16 protein-coding genes are annotated in these 19,330 nt (G+C 42.0%); 3 read left to right on the forward strand and 13 right to left on the reverse strand.

Annotated features, from left to right (window positions below; all coding sequences use genetic code 11):
• Window positions 1–91 precede the first annotated feature (91 nt).
• From JUI58_RS25490 to JUI58_RS25525, 7 genes are all read right to left on the reverse strand, one after another.
• The gene (locus tag JUI58_RS25490; RefSeq protein ID WP_204106672.1) at window positions 92–832 is read right to left on the reverse strand and encodes a MinD/ParA family protein; all 741 of its coding nucleotides are present in this window, start codon (window positions 830–832) and stop codon (window positions 92–94) included.
• A 110-nt stretch (window positions 833–942) separates the two neighbouring features.
• On the reverse strand, window positions 943–2,949 hold the full coding sequence (locus JUI58_RS25495) for a response regulator (RefSeq protein ID WP_204106673.1): 2,007 nt from the start codon (window positions 2,947–2,949) through the stop codon (window positions 943–945).
• Window positions 2,897–4,495: an ATP-binding protein gene (locus JUI58_RS25500; RefSeq protein ID WP_204106674.1), complete on the reverse strand. Its 1,599-nt coding sequence runs from the start codon at window positions 4,493–4,495 to the stop codon at window positions 2,897–2,899. Before JUI58_RS25500 ends, JUI58_RS25495 begins: the two co-directional genes overlap by 53 nt.
• Before the next feature lie 212 nt (window positions 4,496–4,707).
• Window positions 4,708–8,784, reverse strand: a complete 4,077-nt coding sequence (locus JUI58_RS25505) for a PAS domain S-box protein (RefSeq protein ID WP_204106675.1) — start codon at window positions 8,782–8,784, stop codon at window positions 4,708–4,710.
• Window positions 8,785–8,950: 166 nt separating this feature from the next.
• Window positions 8,951–9,856: an alpha/beta fold hydrolase gene (locus JUI58_RS25510; RefSeq protein ID WP_204106676.1), complete on the reverse strand. Its 906-nt coding sequence runs from the start codon at window positions 9,854–9,856 to the stop codon at window positions 8,951–8,953.
• A 60-nt stretch (window positions 9,857–9,916) separates the two neighbouring features.
• Window positions 9,917–10,615 carry a ribonuclease III gene (gene rnc / locus JUI58_RS25515; protein WP_204106677.1) on the reverse strand — a complete coding sequence of 233 codons (699 nt, stop codon included), beginning with the start codon at window positions 10,613–10,615 and terminating at the stop codon, window positions 9,917–9,919.
• A 785-nt stretch (window positions 10,616–11,400) separates the two neighbouring features.
• The gene (locus tag JUI58_RS25525) at window positions 11,401–11,790 is read right to left on the reverse strand and encodes a hypothetical protein (RefSeq protein WP_204106679.1); all 390 of its coding nucleotides are present in this window, start codon (window positions 11,788–11,790) and stop codon (window positions 11,401–11,403) included.
• A gap of 202 nt (window positions 11,791–11,992) precedes the next feature.
• On the opposite strand from JUI58_RS25525, the gene queA reads away from it, so the two are divergent.
• On the forward strand, window positions 11,993–13,102 hold the full coding sequence (queA, locus tag JUI58_RS25530) for a tRNA preQ1(34) S-adenosylmethionine ribosyltransferase-isomerase QueA (RefSeq protein WP_204106680.1): 1,110 nt from the start codon (window positions 11,993–11,995) through the stop codon (window positions 13,100–13,102).
• A gap of 16 nt (window positions 13,103–13,118) precedes the next feature.
• Here the strand turns inward: queA and JUI58_RS25535 are convergent, their stop codons facing one another.
• Window positions 13,119–13,967, reverse strand: coding sequence for a stomatin-like protein (locus tag JUI58_RS25535; protein WP_204106681.1), 849 nt, complete (start codon window positions 13,965–13,967; stop codon window positions 13,119–13,121).
• Between the two features lie 109 nt (window positions 13,968–14,076).
• Between JUI58_RS25535 and JUI58_RS25540 the strand changes: the two genes are divergently transcribed.
• Window positions 14,077–14,964, forward strand: a complete 888-nt coding sequence (locus tag JUI58_RS25540) for a 6-carboxytetrahydropterin synthase (RefSeq protein ID WP_204106682.1) — start codon at window positions 14,077–14,079, stop codon at window positions 14,962–14,964.
• 27 nt (window positions 14,965–14,991) lie between these two features.
• Here JUI58_RS25540 and JUI58_RS25545 read toward each other — a convergent pair whose 3' ends face one another.
• Window positions 14,992–15,192, reverse strand: coding sequence for a hypothetical protein (locus tag JUI58_RS25545; protein ID WP_239121718.1), 201 nt, complete (start codon window positions 15,190–15,192; stop codon window positions 14,992–14,994).
• Window positions 15,193–15,362: 170 nt separating this feature from the next.
• Between JUI58_RS25545 and JUI58_RS25550 the strand changes: the two genes are divergently transcribed.
• On the forward strand, window positions 15,363–16,547 hold the full coding sequence (locus tag JUI58_RS25550; protein ID WP_204106683.1) for an extracellular solute-binding protein: 1,185 nt from the start codon (window positions 15,363–15,365) through the stop codon (window positions 16,545–16,547).
• On the opposite strand, the gene JUI58_RS25555 is transcribed toward JUI58_RS25550, so the two are convergent.
• The 4 genes from JUI58_RS25555 to JUI58_RS25570 are packed head-to-tail and all read right to left on the reverse strand — an operon-like array spanning window position 16,544 to window position 19,217.
• Window positions 16,544–17,152: a hypothetical protein gene (locus JUI58_RS25555; protein ID WP_204106684.1), complete on the reverse strand. Its 609-nt coding sequence runs from the start codon at window positions 17,150–17,152 to the stop codon at window positions 16,544–16,546. The genes JUI58_RS25550 and JUI58_RS25555 overlap by 4 nt on opposite strands.
• 26 nt (window positions 17,153–17,178) lie before the next feature.
• Window positions 17,179–17,502: a hypothetical protein gene (locus JUI58_RS25560; RefSeq protein WP_204106685.1), complete on the reverse strand. Its 324-nt coding sequence runs from the start codon at window positions 17,500–17,502 to the stop codon at window positions 17,179–17,181.
• Window positions 17,503–17,537: 35 nt separating this feature from the next.
• On the reverse strand, window positions 17,538–18,668 hold the full coding sequence (locus JUI58_RS25565; protein ID WP_204106686.1) for an aldo/keto reductase: 1,131 nt from the start codon (window positions 18,666–18,668) through the stop codon (window positions 17,538–17,540).
• A 45-nt stretch (window positions 18,669–18,713) separates the two neighbouring features.
• The gene (locus JUI58_RS25570) at window positions 18,714–19,217 is read right to left on the reverse strand and encodes a bifunctional nuclease family protein (RefSeq protein ID WP_204106687.1); all 504 of its coding nucleotides are present in this window, start codon (window positions 19,215–19,217) and stop codon (window positions 18,714–18,716) included.
• Window positions 19,218–19,330 lie beyond the last annotated feature (113 nt).

Below are 19,330 nucleotides of genomic sequence, written 5' to 3' on the forward strand. Positions count from 1 at the left end.
TTAATTACAAAGTTTAATTACAAAGTTTAATTACAAAGTTTAATTACAAAGTTTAATTACAAAGTTTAATTACAAAGTTTAATTACAAAGTTTAATTGCACAACAACTGGGATAAGTCTTCCGCAAATGCTTGAAACTTTTGGGAAATATCGTGATCGCGATGCTGCATAGAAAAAATACCTTTACTGCCGAAAAACGCTTCAGAATGAGGTAGAAACCCCAATACGGAAGCCCTGTAGATTTTCTCACAGCTTGCTTGCAAAGTATTAATCTCAATGGAACTGGGAATAAAATTGAGTAAGAGAATGCAGGCAACCCCAAGGCGATCGCGAGCAATATCCAGCATAACTGCTGTTCCTTGGAAATCTTGTTCGTCGGGACGCAGAACAATGATCAGTAAATCGCTGATGGAAATTAACAGGAGAGTTTCTTGATGGAGTCCAGGATGAGTATCAATAAATAAATAGTCTAGATCGAATGCTTCCATAAATTGATAGCAACCATCTACTAACTTTTCTACAGCAAACCCCTCTTTAGCAATGGTAATTACATCAATCTCTCGCGGAGAAGCCGGCACAAAGTATAAATTGGCTACGGAACTGGTTTTAATGGTATCAATGATCGTACAGTCTCCTCTCAGATAATCGTTGAGAGTTGGGGTTATTTCTTCGGGGGGAATGTCGAAAAGAATATGAGCGCCTGGACTATTGAGATCTGTGTCGATTAAGCCTACACGCTGCCCCAAACTGGCTAAATTCGCCGCAATATTAACGGCAATATTTGATTTTCCCGTACCGCCGCGATAGGAATGAATAGTAACAATTTTGCCCATAACACCAGATCCAATTTAGATTGATTGTAAACTAGAGAATCCCGAAAAGAAAGAAGCAAACCCACATATCTCGATCGCTCTTCTTCTTGCCAAGGCTAAAAATGGCACTATTACCGAGGCGATCGCCTTAAATTATCTAAGAGGTGAAAACGATCCAAACGATTGACAATGCGAGTGATTAATTCCGGTTCAGTTACGGGTTTGCAGATATAGTCATCTCCACCGACTTGATAGATGCGATGAATGGTTTCGCGATCGCGGTTGGCGGAAAGAAATAAAATCGGAATATCCTTCCAAGTTGGATCGTTGCGAATGACTTGACACAGTTCGATACCATTGATATAGGGCATTTCCACATCTAAAATCAACAAATCCGGGGCGATCGCGTGTAGGGTTTCCCAAAATAAACGCGGATCTGCCAGAGTCTGAATGTTGTAATTTCCTGAAGCGAGAAACTGTTCTAAACGTGCTAAGAGTAAAGGATCGTCATCTACGGCCAAAATGGTTTTAGGGGGCAGAGATTGGCGATCGAGGACTTCTGTTACCTTTTCCAAAATCCGAGCAGAAGAGACGGGTTTAGTTAAAAAACCCCTCCCTCCCAAACGCGCTACAGCAACTCGTTCATTAAAACCTTTCAGCCCCGTTAAAACCAATACAGGCAGATCGGGATCTCGTTCGTTCAATTCCTTCAATAAGATTAACCCTTCTCGGGGGGATGCCGGAAAACCCAAATCGAGTAAGACTAAAGCCGGTTGTTCTTTTGCGATCGCCTCTCTCCCCCCATAAATATCTCCTGCAACCTCCATGCGAATATTCCACTTTAAGGCTTCTTGTTGCAATTCTTGTGTTAAAAGCGGATCGTCATCTACGAGTAAAACAACTTGAGTTTGAGATTGATGCCGAAATTGATTCTGAGATTGATTTTCAGAGGTTGAGGTATTGTCGATCGCGGTATGAGAGGAAGGGGTTTGGCAGGACGCAATTTGAGCATTGGCTTCAATTTCTTGGCGCACTTGGTGTACAAGGGTTTGTAATTGCTGTATCTTCACTTTGGTAGCAGTTCTTGTTGATGTTTTACCGATCTCAATAAATGCTAATTCTAATTCTCGCGCCCAATTCGAGCCTTGGGTTAAACCATACATCCCTAAAGAACCGATCAGTTTGTGTGCTTCCCTTTCAGCATTGTCCCGCATGATTTCGCTGAGAGTTTTGCTAGACAGTGCCGCGATCGCCTTTTCTATCTCTTCAAGACGCTCTAAAAATGCACCCTTAAATTGTTCCCAAATTCGCGATACTGCATCTAAGGTTTGTACCTCTTTATCCTCTTTCTTTGCTCTCTGTGTGCTTTTTTCTTCTTCTTTTTCTCCCTTTGCTTCTTCTCCTCTTTCCTTTTCCTGCTCAACTTTTTCCTTATCTATTTCTTTAAGTCGATATCCGATACCATAAATGGTTTCAACTGGATCGAAGGCTTGAGCCATTTTCATTTTACGACGCAATCCTTTGATGTGAGCGCGGATGGTTTCTTCTCCTGGTGGATCGTCAAAAGACCAGAGATGTTCGAGAATGGCACTTTTAGTAAAAACTCGCTTGGGATTTCGCAAAAATAATTCTAACAATCCGTATTCTTTCGGAGATAAAGGTAAAAGTTGATTTTGCCAACTTGCTTCGCAAATACTTGGGTCTAAAGACAAGTCTCCCCATTCTAAAATCGGCGCACCAGAACTGTTAAGACGACGTAATAAAGCTCGAATGCGAGCAAAAAGCTCTGGGACAGTACAGGGTTTCACTACATAATCATCTGCTCCAGCATCGAGTCCCATGACCTTATCTGCACTGGAATCTTTAGCCGTAAGTAACAAAATAGGGTTATTATAATTTTCGCTTCGCAAACGCCGACAAAGGGCAATTCCATCCAATTTGGGCAAACTAACATCCAGAAGCATGAGATCGTAAGTAAATGCTCGCGCATAGTCCCAACCTTCTTCGCCATCTCTTGCTACATCAACAATGTAATTCTGTTCAACAAGAGCCGTGCTAAGGGTTTGAGCGAGGATTTCGTCATCTTCAACAAGGAGAAATCGCATGGGGAGCAAAATGAGGGATAAAATCGCCGTCACCGACTAGAAAAGAGCCTTGAGTCGGATGCTTTGGAGTAGCTTGATATTTCCCTATTGTAGCGTGATGGGTAGACTGGGACAGGGGAATCTCAATAATAAATTCCGTCCCGCGATCGCGCTGCGATTGGCATTTGAGATGGCCGCGATGTTTTTCAATAATGATTTGATAGCTAATAGAACCTCCTAAACCAGTTCCTTTCCCTACAGGTTTAGTGGTAAAGAAGGGATCGAACAATTTAGCAAGGGTTTCTTCGTTCATACCGCAGCCATTATCGAGAATGCGTATTTCTAACCACTCCTGAAGTTTGGCGGTTGGTGCTGTTTTGAGGTTGGTTTTAATTGTAATTTCTGGGACAAAATCTGGGTTCTCTTGATATTTTTCCTCGATCGCATCGATCGCATTGGCAAAAAGATTCATAAAAACTTGGTTGAGTTGACCGGGATGGCATTCTATTTGGGGTAGTTGACCATATTGTTTGTTAATCTTAATCTCTGGACGCTCTCCGTTGGCTTTGAGGCGATTTTGTAGAATCATCAAGGTAGATTCAATTCCTTCATGAAGATTCGCTGTTTTCATGTCTGCTTCATCTAAGCGGGAAAAATTACGCAAGGATTTCACAATCTCCTGAATTCGATCGGTTCCGACGTGCATTGAAGTTAAAATTCTCGGTAGGTCCTCCTGTAGAAATTCTAGATCGGCTTCTTCTAGGGCTTCTTGAAGAGGAGGAGGGGGATCGATGACCTGTTCTTGGTAAAGTCTGATAATATTCAGCAAATCCTGAACATAAGGCTGCAAATATTCCAAGTTACCGTGAATAAAATTGACAGGATTGTTGATTTCATGGGCAATTCCTGCGACCATTTGTCCTAAACCCGCCATTTTTTCGCTCTGAATTAGTTGGGTTTGGGTCGATCTGAGTTCTTTCAGGGTGGTTTCGAGTTGGCTATTTTGTTTGAGGAGTTGCATTTTCGATCGCCGCAGTGCCATTTCTACTTCTTTTCGTTCGTGCATTTCCCCTTGTAACTGTGCTAAGGTACTCTGTAATTGTTCGGTACGCTCTTCAATGCGACTTTCTAGTTCTTCGTTGAGTTGTTTCAGGGCGATTTGCGATTGTTTGTGTCGATTGACTTCATTTTGCAGAACTTGATTGATTAGGGACAGGCGATCGCTACTGGGAAGGGTGAAAAGTTTGGGTAAGAGGGGAATAAGACGAAACAAAATTACAACCCCTAAAATTGCGGTTATCCCTTTGCTCCCTACTAAAAATACTGAGGAATATACGGAGGATAATCCCATCCCCCCAGTGAGGAGATATGATGTTCCACTTGCGATCGCAAATGCTAGTAAGAGAAAAGTGATTGTATTGCAAGGAACAGAGCGACTTTTAACGACGCAATAAACGAGAATGAGGGGCAACGTATAATAAGCGATCCCCAGAGTAAAATCGGCTATACCATGCAAACCCAATCCAAATATTTCTGGGAGAAGCCCAGAAATGTGAGGGATTTGGCTGAGTAGCTTTAAAGACTCGATATATAGAGACATTTTTAGATTTTCCTCAAACGCTAAAGATATTCTACAAGGTTTAGAATTTGGTTTTTAATTTATCCGTTTATTGTGAACGATCATTGTGAATATCTCGTGAAGGCGGTTCTTGAATTCTCTATTAGCAAGGAAACTTAACTTAAATTATTTTTCCTTAATAGATTAGATCAATAGTAACAGAATAATTGTAAAGAAAAATGAAAAAAGGTATTTCACATTACATTTTTGTACAATTGTAGCCAATCGAGGATAATATCAACGCGATAATCATCGATTAATTGGTTGAGGCGATCGGCGAAAATAGTTTCTGTAGCGGGAATTTGAGCCACGAGTTCTTTCATTTGCTCGTAATTTATTTCTAAACTTGCTTGAGCCATTTCTTCCCGCCAATTGGCGGACATAATCTGTAATTGTTGCTGATTCAAATCGAAACTCATTGTTATTGGAGAAGTTGATAAAATAACTCTCCGTATTTGTTCGTAGCACTCCTGCAATTGTAAATAAAATGTTAACTTTTCCCAAAGAATTTCTTCGATCAGAGGTTTGCCGATAATATCATCACATCCTGCTGCTAGAATTGCGCCTCGATCTTCATCAAAAACACTGGCTGTAATCGCAATAATCGGAATTTTTTTCAAATTAACTGTATCATTTCCTCCTTCTTGTTCTTGCTCGCGAATTCGCCGAGTTGCTTCACAGCCATCCATTAAAGGCATCCGAATATCCATTAGAATCAAATCGGGTTTCCATGACTTCCAGAGCTTTATTGCATCTACACCATTTTTAGCTTCACACACGAGAAATCCCACATTTTGTAATAGTTGAATGAGCAATTGACAGCTTTCGATAATGTCTTCGACCACTAAAATACGATAAGGTTCGGATGCGCGTAGGGTTGTTGATAAAGATTCTCTCATTAAACCGATCGCTTGTTTCGTTTGGAATGGTGAAAAGGTGGAGTTATTCTCAGCAAGAGAAACAGGAATTTCAAAGGCAAAAGTTGAACCGCGATCGCTCTGAACTGTAATATCCCCTCCCATTAAGCGCACAAATTCTCGACTAATTGGTAATCCTAAACCTGTTCCATCAATTTTGTGACGCTGAGTTTTTGCTTGTTCAAAGGGATTAAATAGAATTTCTAAATCTTCCTCTGCAATTCCGCATCCTGTATCTTGGACTTGAAAACGAATTTGTTGTTTATTCGTAACAGGTGATGAGGGACAGGTGACTGATAATTTTACAAATCCAGAATCAGTAAATTTAATGCCATTCCCCACAAGATTGATCAAGATTTGGCGTAGTTTACCTTCATCAATTTGCACGTATTGCGGGACATCTTGGGAATATTCCACAATCAATTCTATGTTCTTTATTTGTGCTTTAATGGCCAACATATCGCGAAGAGAGGTGAGAAGAGAGTAAAGATCGCACTGCTGCTCATTCAAGCTCACTCGTCCGGCTTCAATTTTTGACATGGATAATATATCATTAATCAAAGTCAGTAAATGCGCTCCACTGCGATTAATAATTTCGAGATATTCTTGTTGAGGGGAAGTTAAAGAATCTTCTTGAGCCAGAACTTGGCTAAAACCGAGGACGGCATTTAAAGGAGTGCGTAGTTCGTGACTCATGGAAGCCAAGAAATCGCTTTTGGCTCGATTGGCCTTTTCTGCTTCTTCTTTGGCTTGTTGTAGCGCCATTTCTGTTTGTTTGCGATCGCTGATATCGGTATGAGTTCCCACCATTTGAAACGCATTTCCTTGCGCGTCGGGAACAACTCTCCCTTGACAGAGAATCCAGCGAATTGAGCCGTCTTTATGTAACATCCGATATTCATCGATATATTCGGGATTTTCTCCAGCAAAATAGGCAGTCATGGCCGCTTTAGAACTGTCGCGATCGCCGGGGTGAATGTGTTCGATCCAAACTTCAGGATCGTTGGTAAATTCTGCATCACCATAGCCCAAAATGGCTTTAATGGTGGGGTCGATGTATAAATCGCCGTTTTGAAGATTGCATTCCCACACCCCCACTCCTGCGGCTCTAGTTGCCAATTCGTAGCGTTCTTCGCTGGTTTGTAGTGCGACTTCTGATTGCTTGCGATCGATAATTAAGGCGGCTAAACGTCCAATTGATTCAACGATATTAATTTCTTGGGGATCTGGCGATCGCGCTTCGGTAAAATAAAAGGCAAAAGTTCCCAAAATTTCTCCTGTATCGGAGATAATGGGTTCCGACCAACAGGCACGATAACCATGAGGCAGAATACTCTCTTTAAAAGGTTGCCAAAGTAGATTAGTCTCGATATCTTCAGCAATAACACGCTGACCGAAATAGGCCGCCGTCCCGCAACAGCCGGCATAGGGACCGATCTCAAAAGGATCGATCGCCTGCAAATATTCTTGAGGAAGTTTCGCAGAAATACAAGAATGCAAATAGCTGCCATCTTCAGATAAAAGCATAGTTGCAGTAGCTATATCCGGCATGAGGCGATCGATTTGGGTCACAAATTCCGTCAGGACATCGGTTAAAGTGTGACCCCGTGCCAACATTCTCAAAACTGTATTTTGGGTGCTTTCGAGGAGTTCCCTCTGTTGGCGTTCGGTAATATCTGTACCGATGGAGGCGATGCCGATAACTGTACCGCTTTCGTCAATTAAAGGGGTGTTAAACCATTCGCAGACAATATTTCTGCCTGCCTTGGTTATATTGTCATTAATGCTGCTACAGCCGCCACGATTGGCTAAAAGATTAACAAAGACTTTTTGAACTTGGTCTCTAGCGCGATCGGGAATGATGCGATCGGCAGTTTGTCCGACGATCTCCTTTGCGGAGTAACCAAAAATTGCCTCGGCACCGGGGTTCCAAGCAATAACTTTGCGATCGCGATCCCATTCAATGGCGGCCAGAGGCATTTGCTGGAAGAAAAATGAGAGACGCTGTTGGGAATTCTGTAAGTTTTCTTCTGCGCGAACCCGTTCTTGAATTTCCTCTTGCAAGCGTTGATTTTTGCGATCGAGTTGTTGAGTATATTGTTTTTCTTTTTCTAATAGGTGAGTTAGGGATACTTCCGAGGCTGCAAGTTGCAATTCTGCTCGCTTTCGTTGGGTTATATCGAGCCAATAGCCTACCGCTTCAGGCGTTTCGAGGGCATCATTATAGAGTAGGCGCAGTTCGTCATAAATCCAGCGATAAGTCCCATCTCGGTGACGAAAACGGTATTCGCAGGCACTATGCCCAGTAGAAAGGAAACGAGATAATCCTTGCAAAACGCGATCGCAGTCGAGGGGATGAATGCGATGCAGCCAAAAATCGGCATTCCCGATATAATCTTCCGTCTCGTAACCCAAAATAGAGGCTATATTCTCACTGATCCATGTTGTCTTGAGTATGATGGGTAATTTTCTCTGACTCTCAATTACCGATTCTTCACTCCCGATTTCCTCTTCTTTTTCTGCCAATAATTGTAGTTTGCAACTATAAATAATGGCAGCACTGGAGGTAAAGAGTGTGTTAAAACGTTCGTTAACTTGTCGCAGTTGATTTTCTGCCAGAATGCGATCGCTGATGTCGGATTGTACGCTGATATAATGGGTTAATTTTCCTTGGCGATCGCGCACGGGAATAACGGTTAATTCGTTCCAGAAGGGTTTCCCATCCTGACGAGTATTGAGCAATGTCACTTGGCATTCTCGTTCTTCCTCTAGTGCTTGTCTGAGTTCTTGTATTCCCGATTGTTCCCGATCTTCCCCTTGCAAAAAGGCAAAATTTTGCCCTTGTATCTCTTCTCTGGTATAACCTGTAATATCCTCAAAACCTGAATTCAAATAAATAATCGGATTGTTTGGCAAACGCGCATCGGCGATCGCAATTCCGTTTTGCGATGTTTCTACTGTTTTTTCTAATAGTTTTAAGCGTTCTTCGTTTTCTTTGGCGATGGTAATATCTTGAAATGTGAGAATACAATTACTCTCTAATTTAACAATTGCAAGATGAAACCATTTTTGCGATTCATTACGAATTTGAGTGATAACTTCTCTCTCTAAAGGTTGTCCGGTAAGCACAACTGTTTTGAAGTCCTGGAGGCGATCGGCAAAGGAGCGAACAAGAGGTAATTCTGATGTAAAATCACTTAAGTGCTTATTGAGTAATTGTTCTGGAGAACATTCTAATAAACGAGTTGCTGTCGGATTGAGCATCAACCAGCAAAAATCAATAATTTCCCCGTCCGAATTTTGCACGGTATTGAGGACAGCAATACCATCGAGAGAAGTATTAATGATGCCCATTAATAACTCTCTATTGTGTGACTGCAAATTTTCCTTTTTCGATGCTGGCTTTCTTGACCCCATTTTGCCCCTTCTTGGCGACTCGTTTTATCCCTTCAGATACACTTATTTTATTGATTCTAAGTATTTGTCTTAAGTTTAACTGACGGGATAAAGCCTTGAATTTTTATTGTGTCATACTGCTTTCATTGGCCAAGAATTCAAGCATGAATTGATTGACGCGATCGGGGTTTTCATCATGGGGACAGTGACCGGCGGCGGTAATGGGGTAGAATGTTACATCTGGATTAGTTTGGGCGAGGTCTTGGTAAATTTTGGCTCCGGCGATCGGTGTCCAAGGATCTGCATCTCCCCAAAGCACTAATAAGGGACATTGCACCCGCAGTAATAAATCTTCAGGTTTTGGACCTGGGGGTGCCGTGAGGACAGAAGCAAAGACTTCTCGCGCACCGCGATCGCAGGAGGGACGATAAAGCATTTCTACCAATTCTTCAGTTATGGCAGTGCGATCGCGATAAACTTGCCCCAGAGTGCGGCGAATGCGATTTTTTTGGCGAATACGATTAAAAAGAAAAGAACCCATGAGGGGAGAACCGACAATTTTGGTAAAGATGCCCATAATAGTTCTCAAGGGGAAATTTAATTCTTCGGGACGATGGTTGAGTCCTCCCGCACAGTTAATTAATACCCCACCGCGAGCCAATTCGGGATGATTCCCCAACATCATCAGGCTTAATAACCCCCCAATAGAGTTCCCAATAAAGACAGTAGGGGTTTTAATTTTCTCTTGCCAAAAATCAAATAACTGTTGTTGCCACAGTTCGACGCTATAATCCAAATTGGGTTTAGCCGATGCACCAAACCCAAGCAAGTCGATGGCGATCGCGCGGTATCCTGCTGCGGCTAAAACGGGAATATTTTTGCGCCAATGACCCACAGATGCCCCAAAACCGTGAATGAGTAACAGAGGCTCTCCTTCTCCCATCTCGGTATAGCGAATATTATGCCCTTGCCATTGCCAGTCTAGCGGGGTGAGGAGGGGGATATCGGTGGGTTTTGCAGTTGCGACCATTTTAATAAAGATTTATTAAGCTCTAATTTTGATTGTAGCGCGAAGGGTTCCCCTCTTGATTCAGGCGAAAAAGCCCAATTTTTTGAGGGCATCTTCTGCGGCACGTTTTTCGGCTTCTTGTTTGCGCTTATCAGTTCCAACTCCAAAGATACGCTCTTTCACCCGCACTCCTGTGGTAAATTGTTTGGCGTGATCGGGACCGTGTTCGTCAATGAGAAAATATTCGGGATTTTCGCCATACTCCTGTAATGCCCATTGTTGGAAGCGATTTTTAGAGTCGATTAAACTTTTAGAGTTAGTTTGAAATGAGGGAGAAGCTAGGCGATCGCTCGTTTCGACAAATAAAAGCTCGATATAGTTTCTCACGGCTTCAATGCCAGAATCTAAGAAATAAGCACCAATTAGAGCCTCAAAGGTATCACTCAGCAAAGAATCCTTATTGCGTCCACCATCTTTTTCTGTACCTTTTCCCAAGCGCAGGCGATCGCCTAATTGAATCTGACGAGCAAAATTTGCCAGTTGTTTTTCATCCACTAAAGCCGATCGCAACCGAGTTAATTGTGCCTCATTGATTTGAGGATAGCGCCGATAGAGAAGTTCACCAATGAGAAATCCCAAAACTGCATCACCGAGAAATTCTAAGCGTTCATTATTATCTCCTTCTTCGGGGTGTTCGTTAACATAAGAACGATGGGTGAGTGCTTGCTTGAGTAAGTCTTGATTTTTAATTGCGGGAATTTTCTTCGATTTTTTAGCCATTGGGGTAAAAATTTTATATACAATAAAAATCTGCCTTCAATTCCAATAGAAAAGAAGGCACTTAAAAAGTTAATCCGATTCTTAAGACGGCTTTGTATTATATCGAGAAAATCAATTTTTGTCAATTCATTTTAATGAATTTTTGGTACGAGACAGAGATTTTAAATCCCTGTCTCATAATGGATCAAATCGATAATTGAGTGGTTCTATTTGCGTTTCACACAACGAGAAGGCGGAAACAAACTATTACCACGTTCTTGATTGCATTCTAAGCAAGCAAGACAGAGATTTTCAAAAGAATCGGAACCTCCTTTACTACGAGGAGTCAGATGCTCAATAGTTAAATCTTGCTCGTCAAAAGTTTGGACACACCAAAAACATTTATTGTCGTACTTAGCAAGCAGTCGTTTCTTTCTGTTCTTTTTTTGTTTTGTGTTCACGAAATTAAACTCCTAAATAAATTGTTGAAGCAATAAGGAGCATAAACAAACCGAAAGTAGTTTAAACTAAGACCGTTCCATTCCTAATCAAAGGAAAGGGGTGCGAGAAAAAGAGATTTCCCAGCGTTGGTGTTAGTTAGATTCATTGCTGCTGGATTTGTCCAGACTGCAATCCAGGAGCAATGAGAATAACCAACCATTTATTTATACTCAACTTAGATTGTAACATCACCAAAATAATTGTCAAGTAAAAAAGCAATATTGCTCAAAAACCAAATAAGAGGGACATTTCCACAAAAATGCCCCTCAATCTCTTCTATAAAAAAGCCTTCTATTGGCAATGAATTATGCGAGGGTTTCGGGACAATAGCCCAAACCGCGAGTAAATTGACGGCGAAATGCCTCAATATCGGTTTTATCAGGATCGCCGTGGGAGACAACAGCCACTTGATAGCGACGCATGACCTCAATGGGAGATTGTCCGGTTTCCAGACTCCATAGCGCCATTTGAATGCGGATATCGGGTTCGTAGGGAATACCCAGTTCATTCATATAAGCGGTAAAATCACCGTGTTTTTCAGGAGAGATGGGATCGTCGAGTTTAATACGCAAGATCCAACCATCAATTTGATGAATGACGGTGACAAACTCAACTGAGAAATGAGGGGAATTTAGCAGATGCTCGTTAACTCGTAGGGTTAAGCTGGCATTGGCAAGGAAATAAAGATAATACATAGCGTTACAGGGTATAGAAGAGGTTTCTGTATTTAGTGTCCCGCACTGTTGTGGCAAAATGCAATGGTAAACCTCCCCGACTTGTTATGGGGGGAACTACCCAAATTTACGGGGGGTTGGGTGGAAAGTCGGCAAGAAATTAAATCGGCGGTTTGTCCCCTCTAGCCTAAAATTGCTATTGTCAATCTGCTATTCCCAAAATATGACGATCGCAACGGATCGACTTTTATCTAGCTATCAGTACGAATTACCTCGGGAGTTAATTGCTCAAACTCCTATGACTCCCCGCGATCGGTCCCGTTTGGCGATCGTTGACTCGCCGACGACTCACCAGCACGGTATTTTCAAGGATTTACCGAATTGGTTGCAACCGGGGGATTTATTGATTTTTAATAATACTCGCGTTCTGCCTGCCCGTCTTTTTGGTCGCAAATCAACGGGAGCCCCTGTGGAAATTTTGCTGTTGCGAGAAGAGCGAGAAAATTGCTGGCTGGTATTAGTTAAACCAGGTAAACGGTTTAAAATTGGTAGCGAAATATGTTTTCGAGCCGAAGGAGAGACAGAAGAGGCGATCGAACTTTGGGCCAAAACCATCGATCGCGATCCGACAACGGGAGGACGTTTATTAGAGTTTCGCGTACCCGAGGGGCATTCTTTTTTGGAAATCGTGGAAAAAATCGGACAAATCCCTTTTCCGCCTTATATTACCTCTCGCTCTGCTCTCCCCGAACAGTATCAGACGATTTACGCTAAAACCCCAGGAGCCGCCGCCGCACCTACCGCAGGGCTGCATTTTACGGAGGATCTCCTACAGCGATTAAGCGATCGCGGTATTGCTCAAACTTATATCACTTTGCACGTTGGAGTCGGGACATTTCGCCCGGTGGAAGTGGAGGATATTACTCAACACCAGATGCACTCGGAATGGGTAGAGGTGAGCGAGGAAACTGTGGAGAAAATCAAACAAACTCGGGCGGCTGGTGGACGGGCGATCGCGGTAGGGACAACGGCGATCCGCGCTTTAGAAGGGGTTGCAACGATGCAAAATATCACAGGAGAGGAAAGAGTCTTGCAAGAGGCATTTTCCGGCCATGTTAATTTATTTATTTACCCTGGCTATCAGTGGAAAATTGTTGATGGTGCAATTACCAATTTTCACCTACCGGGGTCGAGTTTATTAATGTTGATTTCGGCTTTAATTGGACGAGAAAGACTTTTAGAGTTATACGCGGAGGCGATCGCCCAAGAGTATCGTTTTTATTCTTTCGGGGATGCGATGTTGATTTTACCCGAAGCAGTTATGAAAACATGAGTGTTTAAGTTTACATTTAAGCAGAGGGGGGAGAAGAATTTTGATTACTACCATTACTACCATTACTATTGGAGTTTGGGGCAGGGCGATCGCCACCGGACATGAGATCGTTCATAGCTTCATGGAGTGATTTTGGATCCATAAAAAGAACTTTAGCGTTGGGACTCGTTCCCAATTTTTCATTCGCATCAACATAACGTTGAGCAATTAAATAAGTCAGCACTTCTTGCGCGTTGGGTTGGTTTTGTAAGGCTTCTGATATCATTTGAATTGATTGTACTGTTCCTTGAGTTTCTAAGATAGCCGCCTTTTTCTTACTTTCCGCAGCACGTTCGACCTCGAGAGAATCCATAACAGTTTTAGATAGGGCAATTTCTCGCACTTCAATGCGCGTTACTTTAACGCCCCAATTCCCTGTTGCTTCATCTAACTGGTGTAATAATTTGCGGTTGATACTTTCTCGCGAGGAGTAAGTTTCATCTAAATCTAATTGTCCGATTTCAGAACGCAATGTTGTCACCACTAAATTTTCGATCGCATCCTTAATATCTTCAACGGCATAAAATGCTTTTTCTAAATCGAGGATTTGCCAATAAATCACAGCATCTATTTTCAAAGAAACATTGTCTTTACTAATGGCATTTTGTGGCTCAATTCCTAATACTTTTTCCCGAGTTGTTTCCTCAACGACAATTGAATCAAGAAAAGGAAGAACAAAATTCACTCCCGCACTAAGTTTTGTATGATAGCGTCCCAATCGTTCCACTAAAGCCTCATTTCCTTCATTGACAATTCGCATTGAGGTCAATAGCATACTGCTACTGCCCACAACCAAGGAAACGATGATATAAAAAAGAGCATCCATAGATCAACTATTAATCTTTACATTGAGTATAGCCTTCGGGATTGAAGGCGATCACAATTTTAGTTTATATTTAAGAACAGTAAAGTCCAGACAATGTGACACAACTCTCATGAAATGTATTATCCACCGTCGAGCGCAGTTCTCAGCCAGCCATCGCTATTGGTTGTCAGAACTTACAGAAGCGGAAAATCAGGAGAAATTCGGCCTTTGCAGTCGTTTTCCCGGCCACGGTCATAATTATGTTCTCTATGTTTCTCTGGAAGGAGAACTTGACCAATATGGGATGGTACAGAATCTATCCAATGTTAAGAGCGCCATCAAACAATATGTTACCCAAGATTTAGATTTTTCTTACCTAAATGATACTTGGGCAGAATTCCAGCAGACTCTACCGACTACAGAAAATTTGTCTCAAGTCATCTGGAACAGACTTTCTCCTCATCTCCCTCTCGTTAAAATTAAACTGATCGAACACCCAGAACTCTGGGCTGAATATTACGGAAACAATATGGAAGCAGCATTAACCATTAGTACCCATTTTAGCGCCGCCCATCGGCTTGCTCTCGATAGTCTCAGTTATGCAGATAATTTAGAAATTTATGGTAAATGCGCTCGCCCTCACGGTCATGGGCATAATTATCATTTAGAAGTGAGTATCGTTGGGGAACTCGATCGCCGCACAGGAATGATAGTCGATCTCGGAGATTTCCAAAAAGTTGTAGACGATCGCATTGTCGAACCCTTCGATCATACTTTCCTCAATAAGGATATCCCCTATTTTGCAGAAGTCGTCCCCACTGCGGAAAATATTGCCCTTTATATCGCCCAAACCCTGCAACAACCCCTCGCTGAGTTGGGGGTGGAGTTGGATCGGGTTAAACTAATCGAAAGTCCCAATAATTCGGCGGAAATCTACTGTCGCACGGGAGTGACCCAACAACAAAGCGATCGCGCTGACGAACCTGTTTTAATGGTTCAGTCAGGGCGATCGCTCTGAAAATTATTGTACGGGCTTAGTAGGGGCTTAATTATCTTTCTTCGGGGTTGGAATGCTATTTTGCTTGAGTTTCATGGCGTGTAACTGCTGCAGGAGAACTTCAACCTCGGCTTCCAAGTGCAAATACTTGATTTGTTGATCGGTGTTGTAAGACTGCATGAGTTTAACTAGATGGGGATTGTTGTTTTCGGGTTTTGTTAGGGTGAACAGACCGGAGCCATTAGACATGGTTTTGTAAACTTAGTTATATATACTTATCCTAATCAGTTAAGTATTGTAAACTGCTTTCGGAAAATTATTGTAGCGAATATAGCTTTTTCTTAAGATTGAGCGATCGCCTAGAGGCTGAAACCCTTTGCTAACTTGAGTATCCCTGTGTCCTATCAGAATTTCCTATCATGCTGGATCGTCGTTCTTTTTTGCTCGGTTCTGGAGCTATATTATTGGCAGGATGCAGCGATCGCACCCGAGAGGCTCTGAAAGTTCAACTTCTCAACGGTTCTATCCCTAGGCAGTTAATTGGCGAATTTCGCTCCCTCTCGGCTTCAGGACAGCCCGCAAAATTTACTCCCATCGCCCAATTAGCAGACAATTTTAAATTATTGCAAGATTGGCAGCAGATCGCCAAAGGGGAAAAATCCATCAGTAGGTTTCCCAACTGGGTTCCTTTCGTGGGTAATCACATTCCACCTTCTGCTAATTTAGTAACTTTGGGGGATACTTGGCTGGCGGAGGCAATTCGCGATCGCCTTATTCAACCCCTCAACCCTTCTCAACTCAAAGGTTGGCAAAATCTACCCGAGGCTTTTACTCAAGTCGTCACGCGCAACAAGGCTGGGTTTGTAGACAAAAAAGGGGAGGTTTGGGGGGCTCCCTATCGTTGGGGAAGCACTGTCATTGCTTACAACCAAGCGGTTTTTAAAAACTTAGATTGGACTCCCCAAGACTGGGAAGACTTATGGCGAGAGGAATTGCGCGATCGCATCTCTATTATTCAACAACCTCGGGAAATTATTGGCTTAACGCTGAAAAAACTCGGCCATTCCTACAATACGAAGGATTTAAAGGCAATTCCTAATTTACAACAAGAATTAGAGGCTTTAGTAAAACAAATAAAATTTTATAGTTCGACGAATTATCTTCAGCCCCTCATTTTGAAAGATACTTGGGTTGCTGTAGGTTGGTCTACGGATATTCTACCCACTATCAAACGCTATCCTCAACTGAAAGTCGTTGTTCCCAAATCGGGAACCTCTTTATGGTGCGATCTTTGGGTTAAACCTGAAACCATCAATAATAATAATAATACAATTTCTTTGTTAAGCGATCGCTGGATTGATTTTTGTTGGCAAGATCGATCCGCGCAGAAAATTTCCTTATTTAGCGATGCAGTTTCCCCCATGCTTTTAAAAGCAAAGCGATCAGATTTACCCAAACCATTGCAAGAAAGTTCTCCTATATTTCCCGATCGCGCAATTATCGATAAAAGTGAATTTATTGAGCCACTTCCTCAACCCATTTTAGCGCAATATCAAGAAATTTTTGCAGGATTAAAGAGTTCAAAAGCAGGAAATAAATATTAAAAAATGTTAAACGCATCGCGGCGAGACGGTTGCAGATCCACATTACATTCATAATTTACCTCCTGTAAACTACAATGGTAAATCGCGAGGCATTTCGGCTGGCGATCGAAAATGCGAAGTTCGTAACCATAATCCCTTGCTGTCGTGCCAAAATAATTGACAAAACTGTAGCGATCTAAATAGTCCATTTGCGACCAAAGTTGACGGTTAATGACCAAATCGATTCGTTTTTCTTTCGGGAATGCTAACCAGTTTTGGACTAATTTTTTATTTCTGAATTGATCTCTTATCCACCACAAACTAGGAATAGTTAAACTTGTTTGAGAAATCGTTGTTTCTGTAATCACACCTTGTTGTTGTATCAGTTCTTCTTGTACGGAAGGGTCTAAATAAGATGAATCTAACTCGCAAGTCTCTAGCGATCGCCTAAAAAAGTCTCCTACCATTGAACCACTTTCAGCAGAATCTCCCTCATCAAGCGGTTCTGTTTCTTTTGTTTCTATTTCTGTTTCTTTTATTAGTTCTGGTGTCAATGTTTGTCCGAGAACAAATTGAGGATAAAGGAAAGAAGAAAAACTAAGACAGATAATTAAGAAAAGTTTCATGGCTCTGATTGCTCCTAATGTATTTTTTAAACAGTGATTTTTAGAGAAGAATTAGAATTATTGGATGATAATTCTATTTGAAGGTTACAGTTAATAACTCTTGCTATTTTTTGGAGCATTATTAATCCATCCCCTTCATAATCTCCTATTTCCAGATCATCAATAACAGATTCTTCAACTCCCAGAATATTAGCCAATTGTTTTTGAGTAAATTCTGACTGTTGACGCGCATCATAAATTAATTGACCAATTTGAGTATTAAGATATGATTCTGCAATTCTTTGCTGAGTTTCTTTCTCATCTTTGATTAAATTATTAATGATTTTAATTGCATTAGTTGTTTTCTTCATCTTGATAAAAAATAACTTGAGTTTGTGGCATACACTCAACCCCAAAGACGGCGACGAGGTTTACCATTAAGAAGATTGTGGGTATCGCGTAGAAGTTTGGGAATATCTAACTTTTCTGGACAACGAGGGAGACATTCACCGCAGTCGGTACACCGATCGCCTTTTCGCCCAGGAAACCAATGTCCTGCATTTTCAAACATTCCGTAACGATATTCCCCAAAAGATTTCATATCATAAGCAACGGCTAAATTTCGCAAGCGTAAGACTTCAGGAATATTAATTCCTTCCGGACAAGGTAAACATAAATGACACTGACTACAGCGATCTGTTCCCAATGTTTCTTTTAGTTGCTTTTCCAAGCGATCGCGCATCTTGCTTTCTTCTGGTGTAAAATCCTCATGGCGATCGGCAATTTTTGCAACCTCGTGAAAATCTTCTGGTTTTGCAGCACCAAAACTGAGAGTAGTAATGCGGCGATCGCGCAACAAAAAGCGATAGTTAAATTCTAAGGGCGAAAGAGGCCGACATAATTGTTTTAACGTTTCTGAGGGGGCATAGAGTTGACCTCCTTTATCAACAGGGGAAATAATAAAAACCCCCATATCTTTTTCTCTAGCCAAGGCGATCGCCGCTTCGTTACGCTGAAAAAAATAGTAATAATGTAGATTAACAAAGTCAAATAAATCGGTCCCTATGGTCGCGAGAATCGTCTCTAAAGGTGCATGAGTGGAAAAACCAATCTGGCGTACCTTTCCCGATCTTTTAGCCTCTTGGAGAGCTTTCATGCAGCCTTGACTATTTTTAATCCATGCGAGATGTTCCGACGTATTAATACCATGAATAGCCAAACAATCAATATAGCTGAGTTTTAATCGTGCCAAAGATTGATCAATCTGTCCTCGCATTGAAGCATAATCTGGCGTTGGTGGCAGTTTAGTCGTAATATAGATTTTCTCACGGGGAACAGGTAAACTAGAGACAAGAACTTGTCCCAAATATTCCTCGCTTTTGCCATAGCCGCGAGCCGTTTCAAAATGATTAATTCCCAGGGCGATCGCCTCCTCAACCATCAGTCCTAATGCAGACGGACTCGCCAAACAGCGCATTGTCCCTAACGAAAAGACCGACAAGTTTAAATTAGTTTTGCCAAATCGTCGATAGTGCATTAAAAAGGAACAGCAAACGAGCAATTAGAGAATAGTTTCTTGGGATTAACTTTCTTTTTGGTGACGACGAGATTGTTCGATAAAATCTTCAGGGCGGATACCTGAGACAAAATCGCGGAAGGCTTGACGCTCTTCCTCATCCGCATCGCGATCGACGGGGATCGAAGCATCAACCACTACTTCCTCCATGACCCAAATTGGCGCTTGAGTGCGAAGGGCGATCGCGATCGCGTCACTGGGACGACAATCTATTTCTTTTTTCTCTTCCCCTTTCGCCACACACAGAACAGCATAAAATGTACTATCTTGCAAGGCGTGAATAATCACCTTGGTTAAAGTCATCTCCCAAGCATCCAGCAAATTGCTAAAGAGGTCGTGGGTGAGAGGACGAGGGGGTTTTTGTCCCTCCAAGGCAGTAATAATCGCTTTTGCTTGGTCTTGCCCGATATAAATGGGGAGAGCGCGGCGATCGGAACCATCCTTAAGGAGTACGATAGGACTGCGCGTAACAGCATCGAGAGCAATACCCGCAACTTTCATTTCAATCATCAGAAAAATTGGGTAAAAACCCCGTCCTTATAGGACGGCTTTATATTAGTTTCGCTACCGCCTTGGAGTTGTTTAATTAGGGTGCTTTTGTATTGCACTTTTAACAGGACAAT

Source organism: Spirulina sp. CCY15215 (assembly GCF_016888125.1).
GTDB lineage: Bacteria > Cyanobacteriota > Cyanobacteriia > Cyanobacteriales > Spirulinaceae > CCY15215.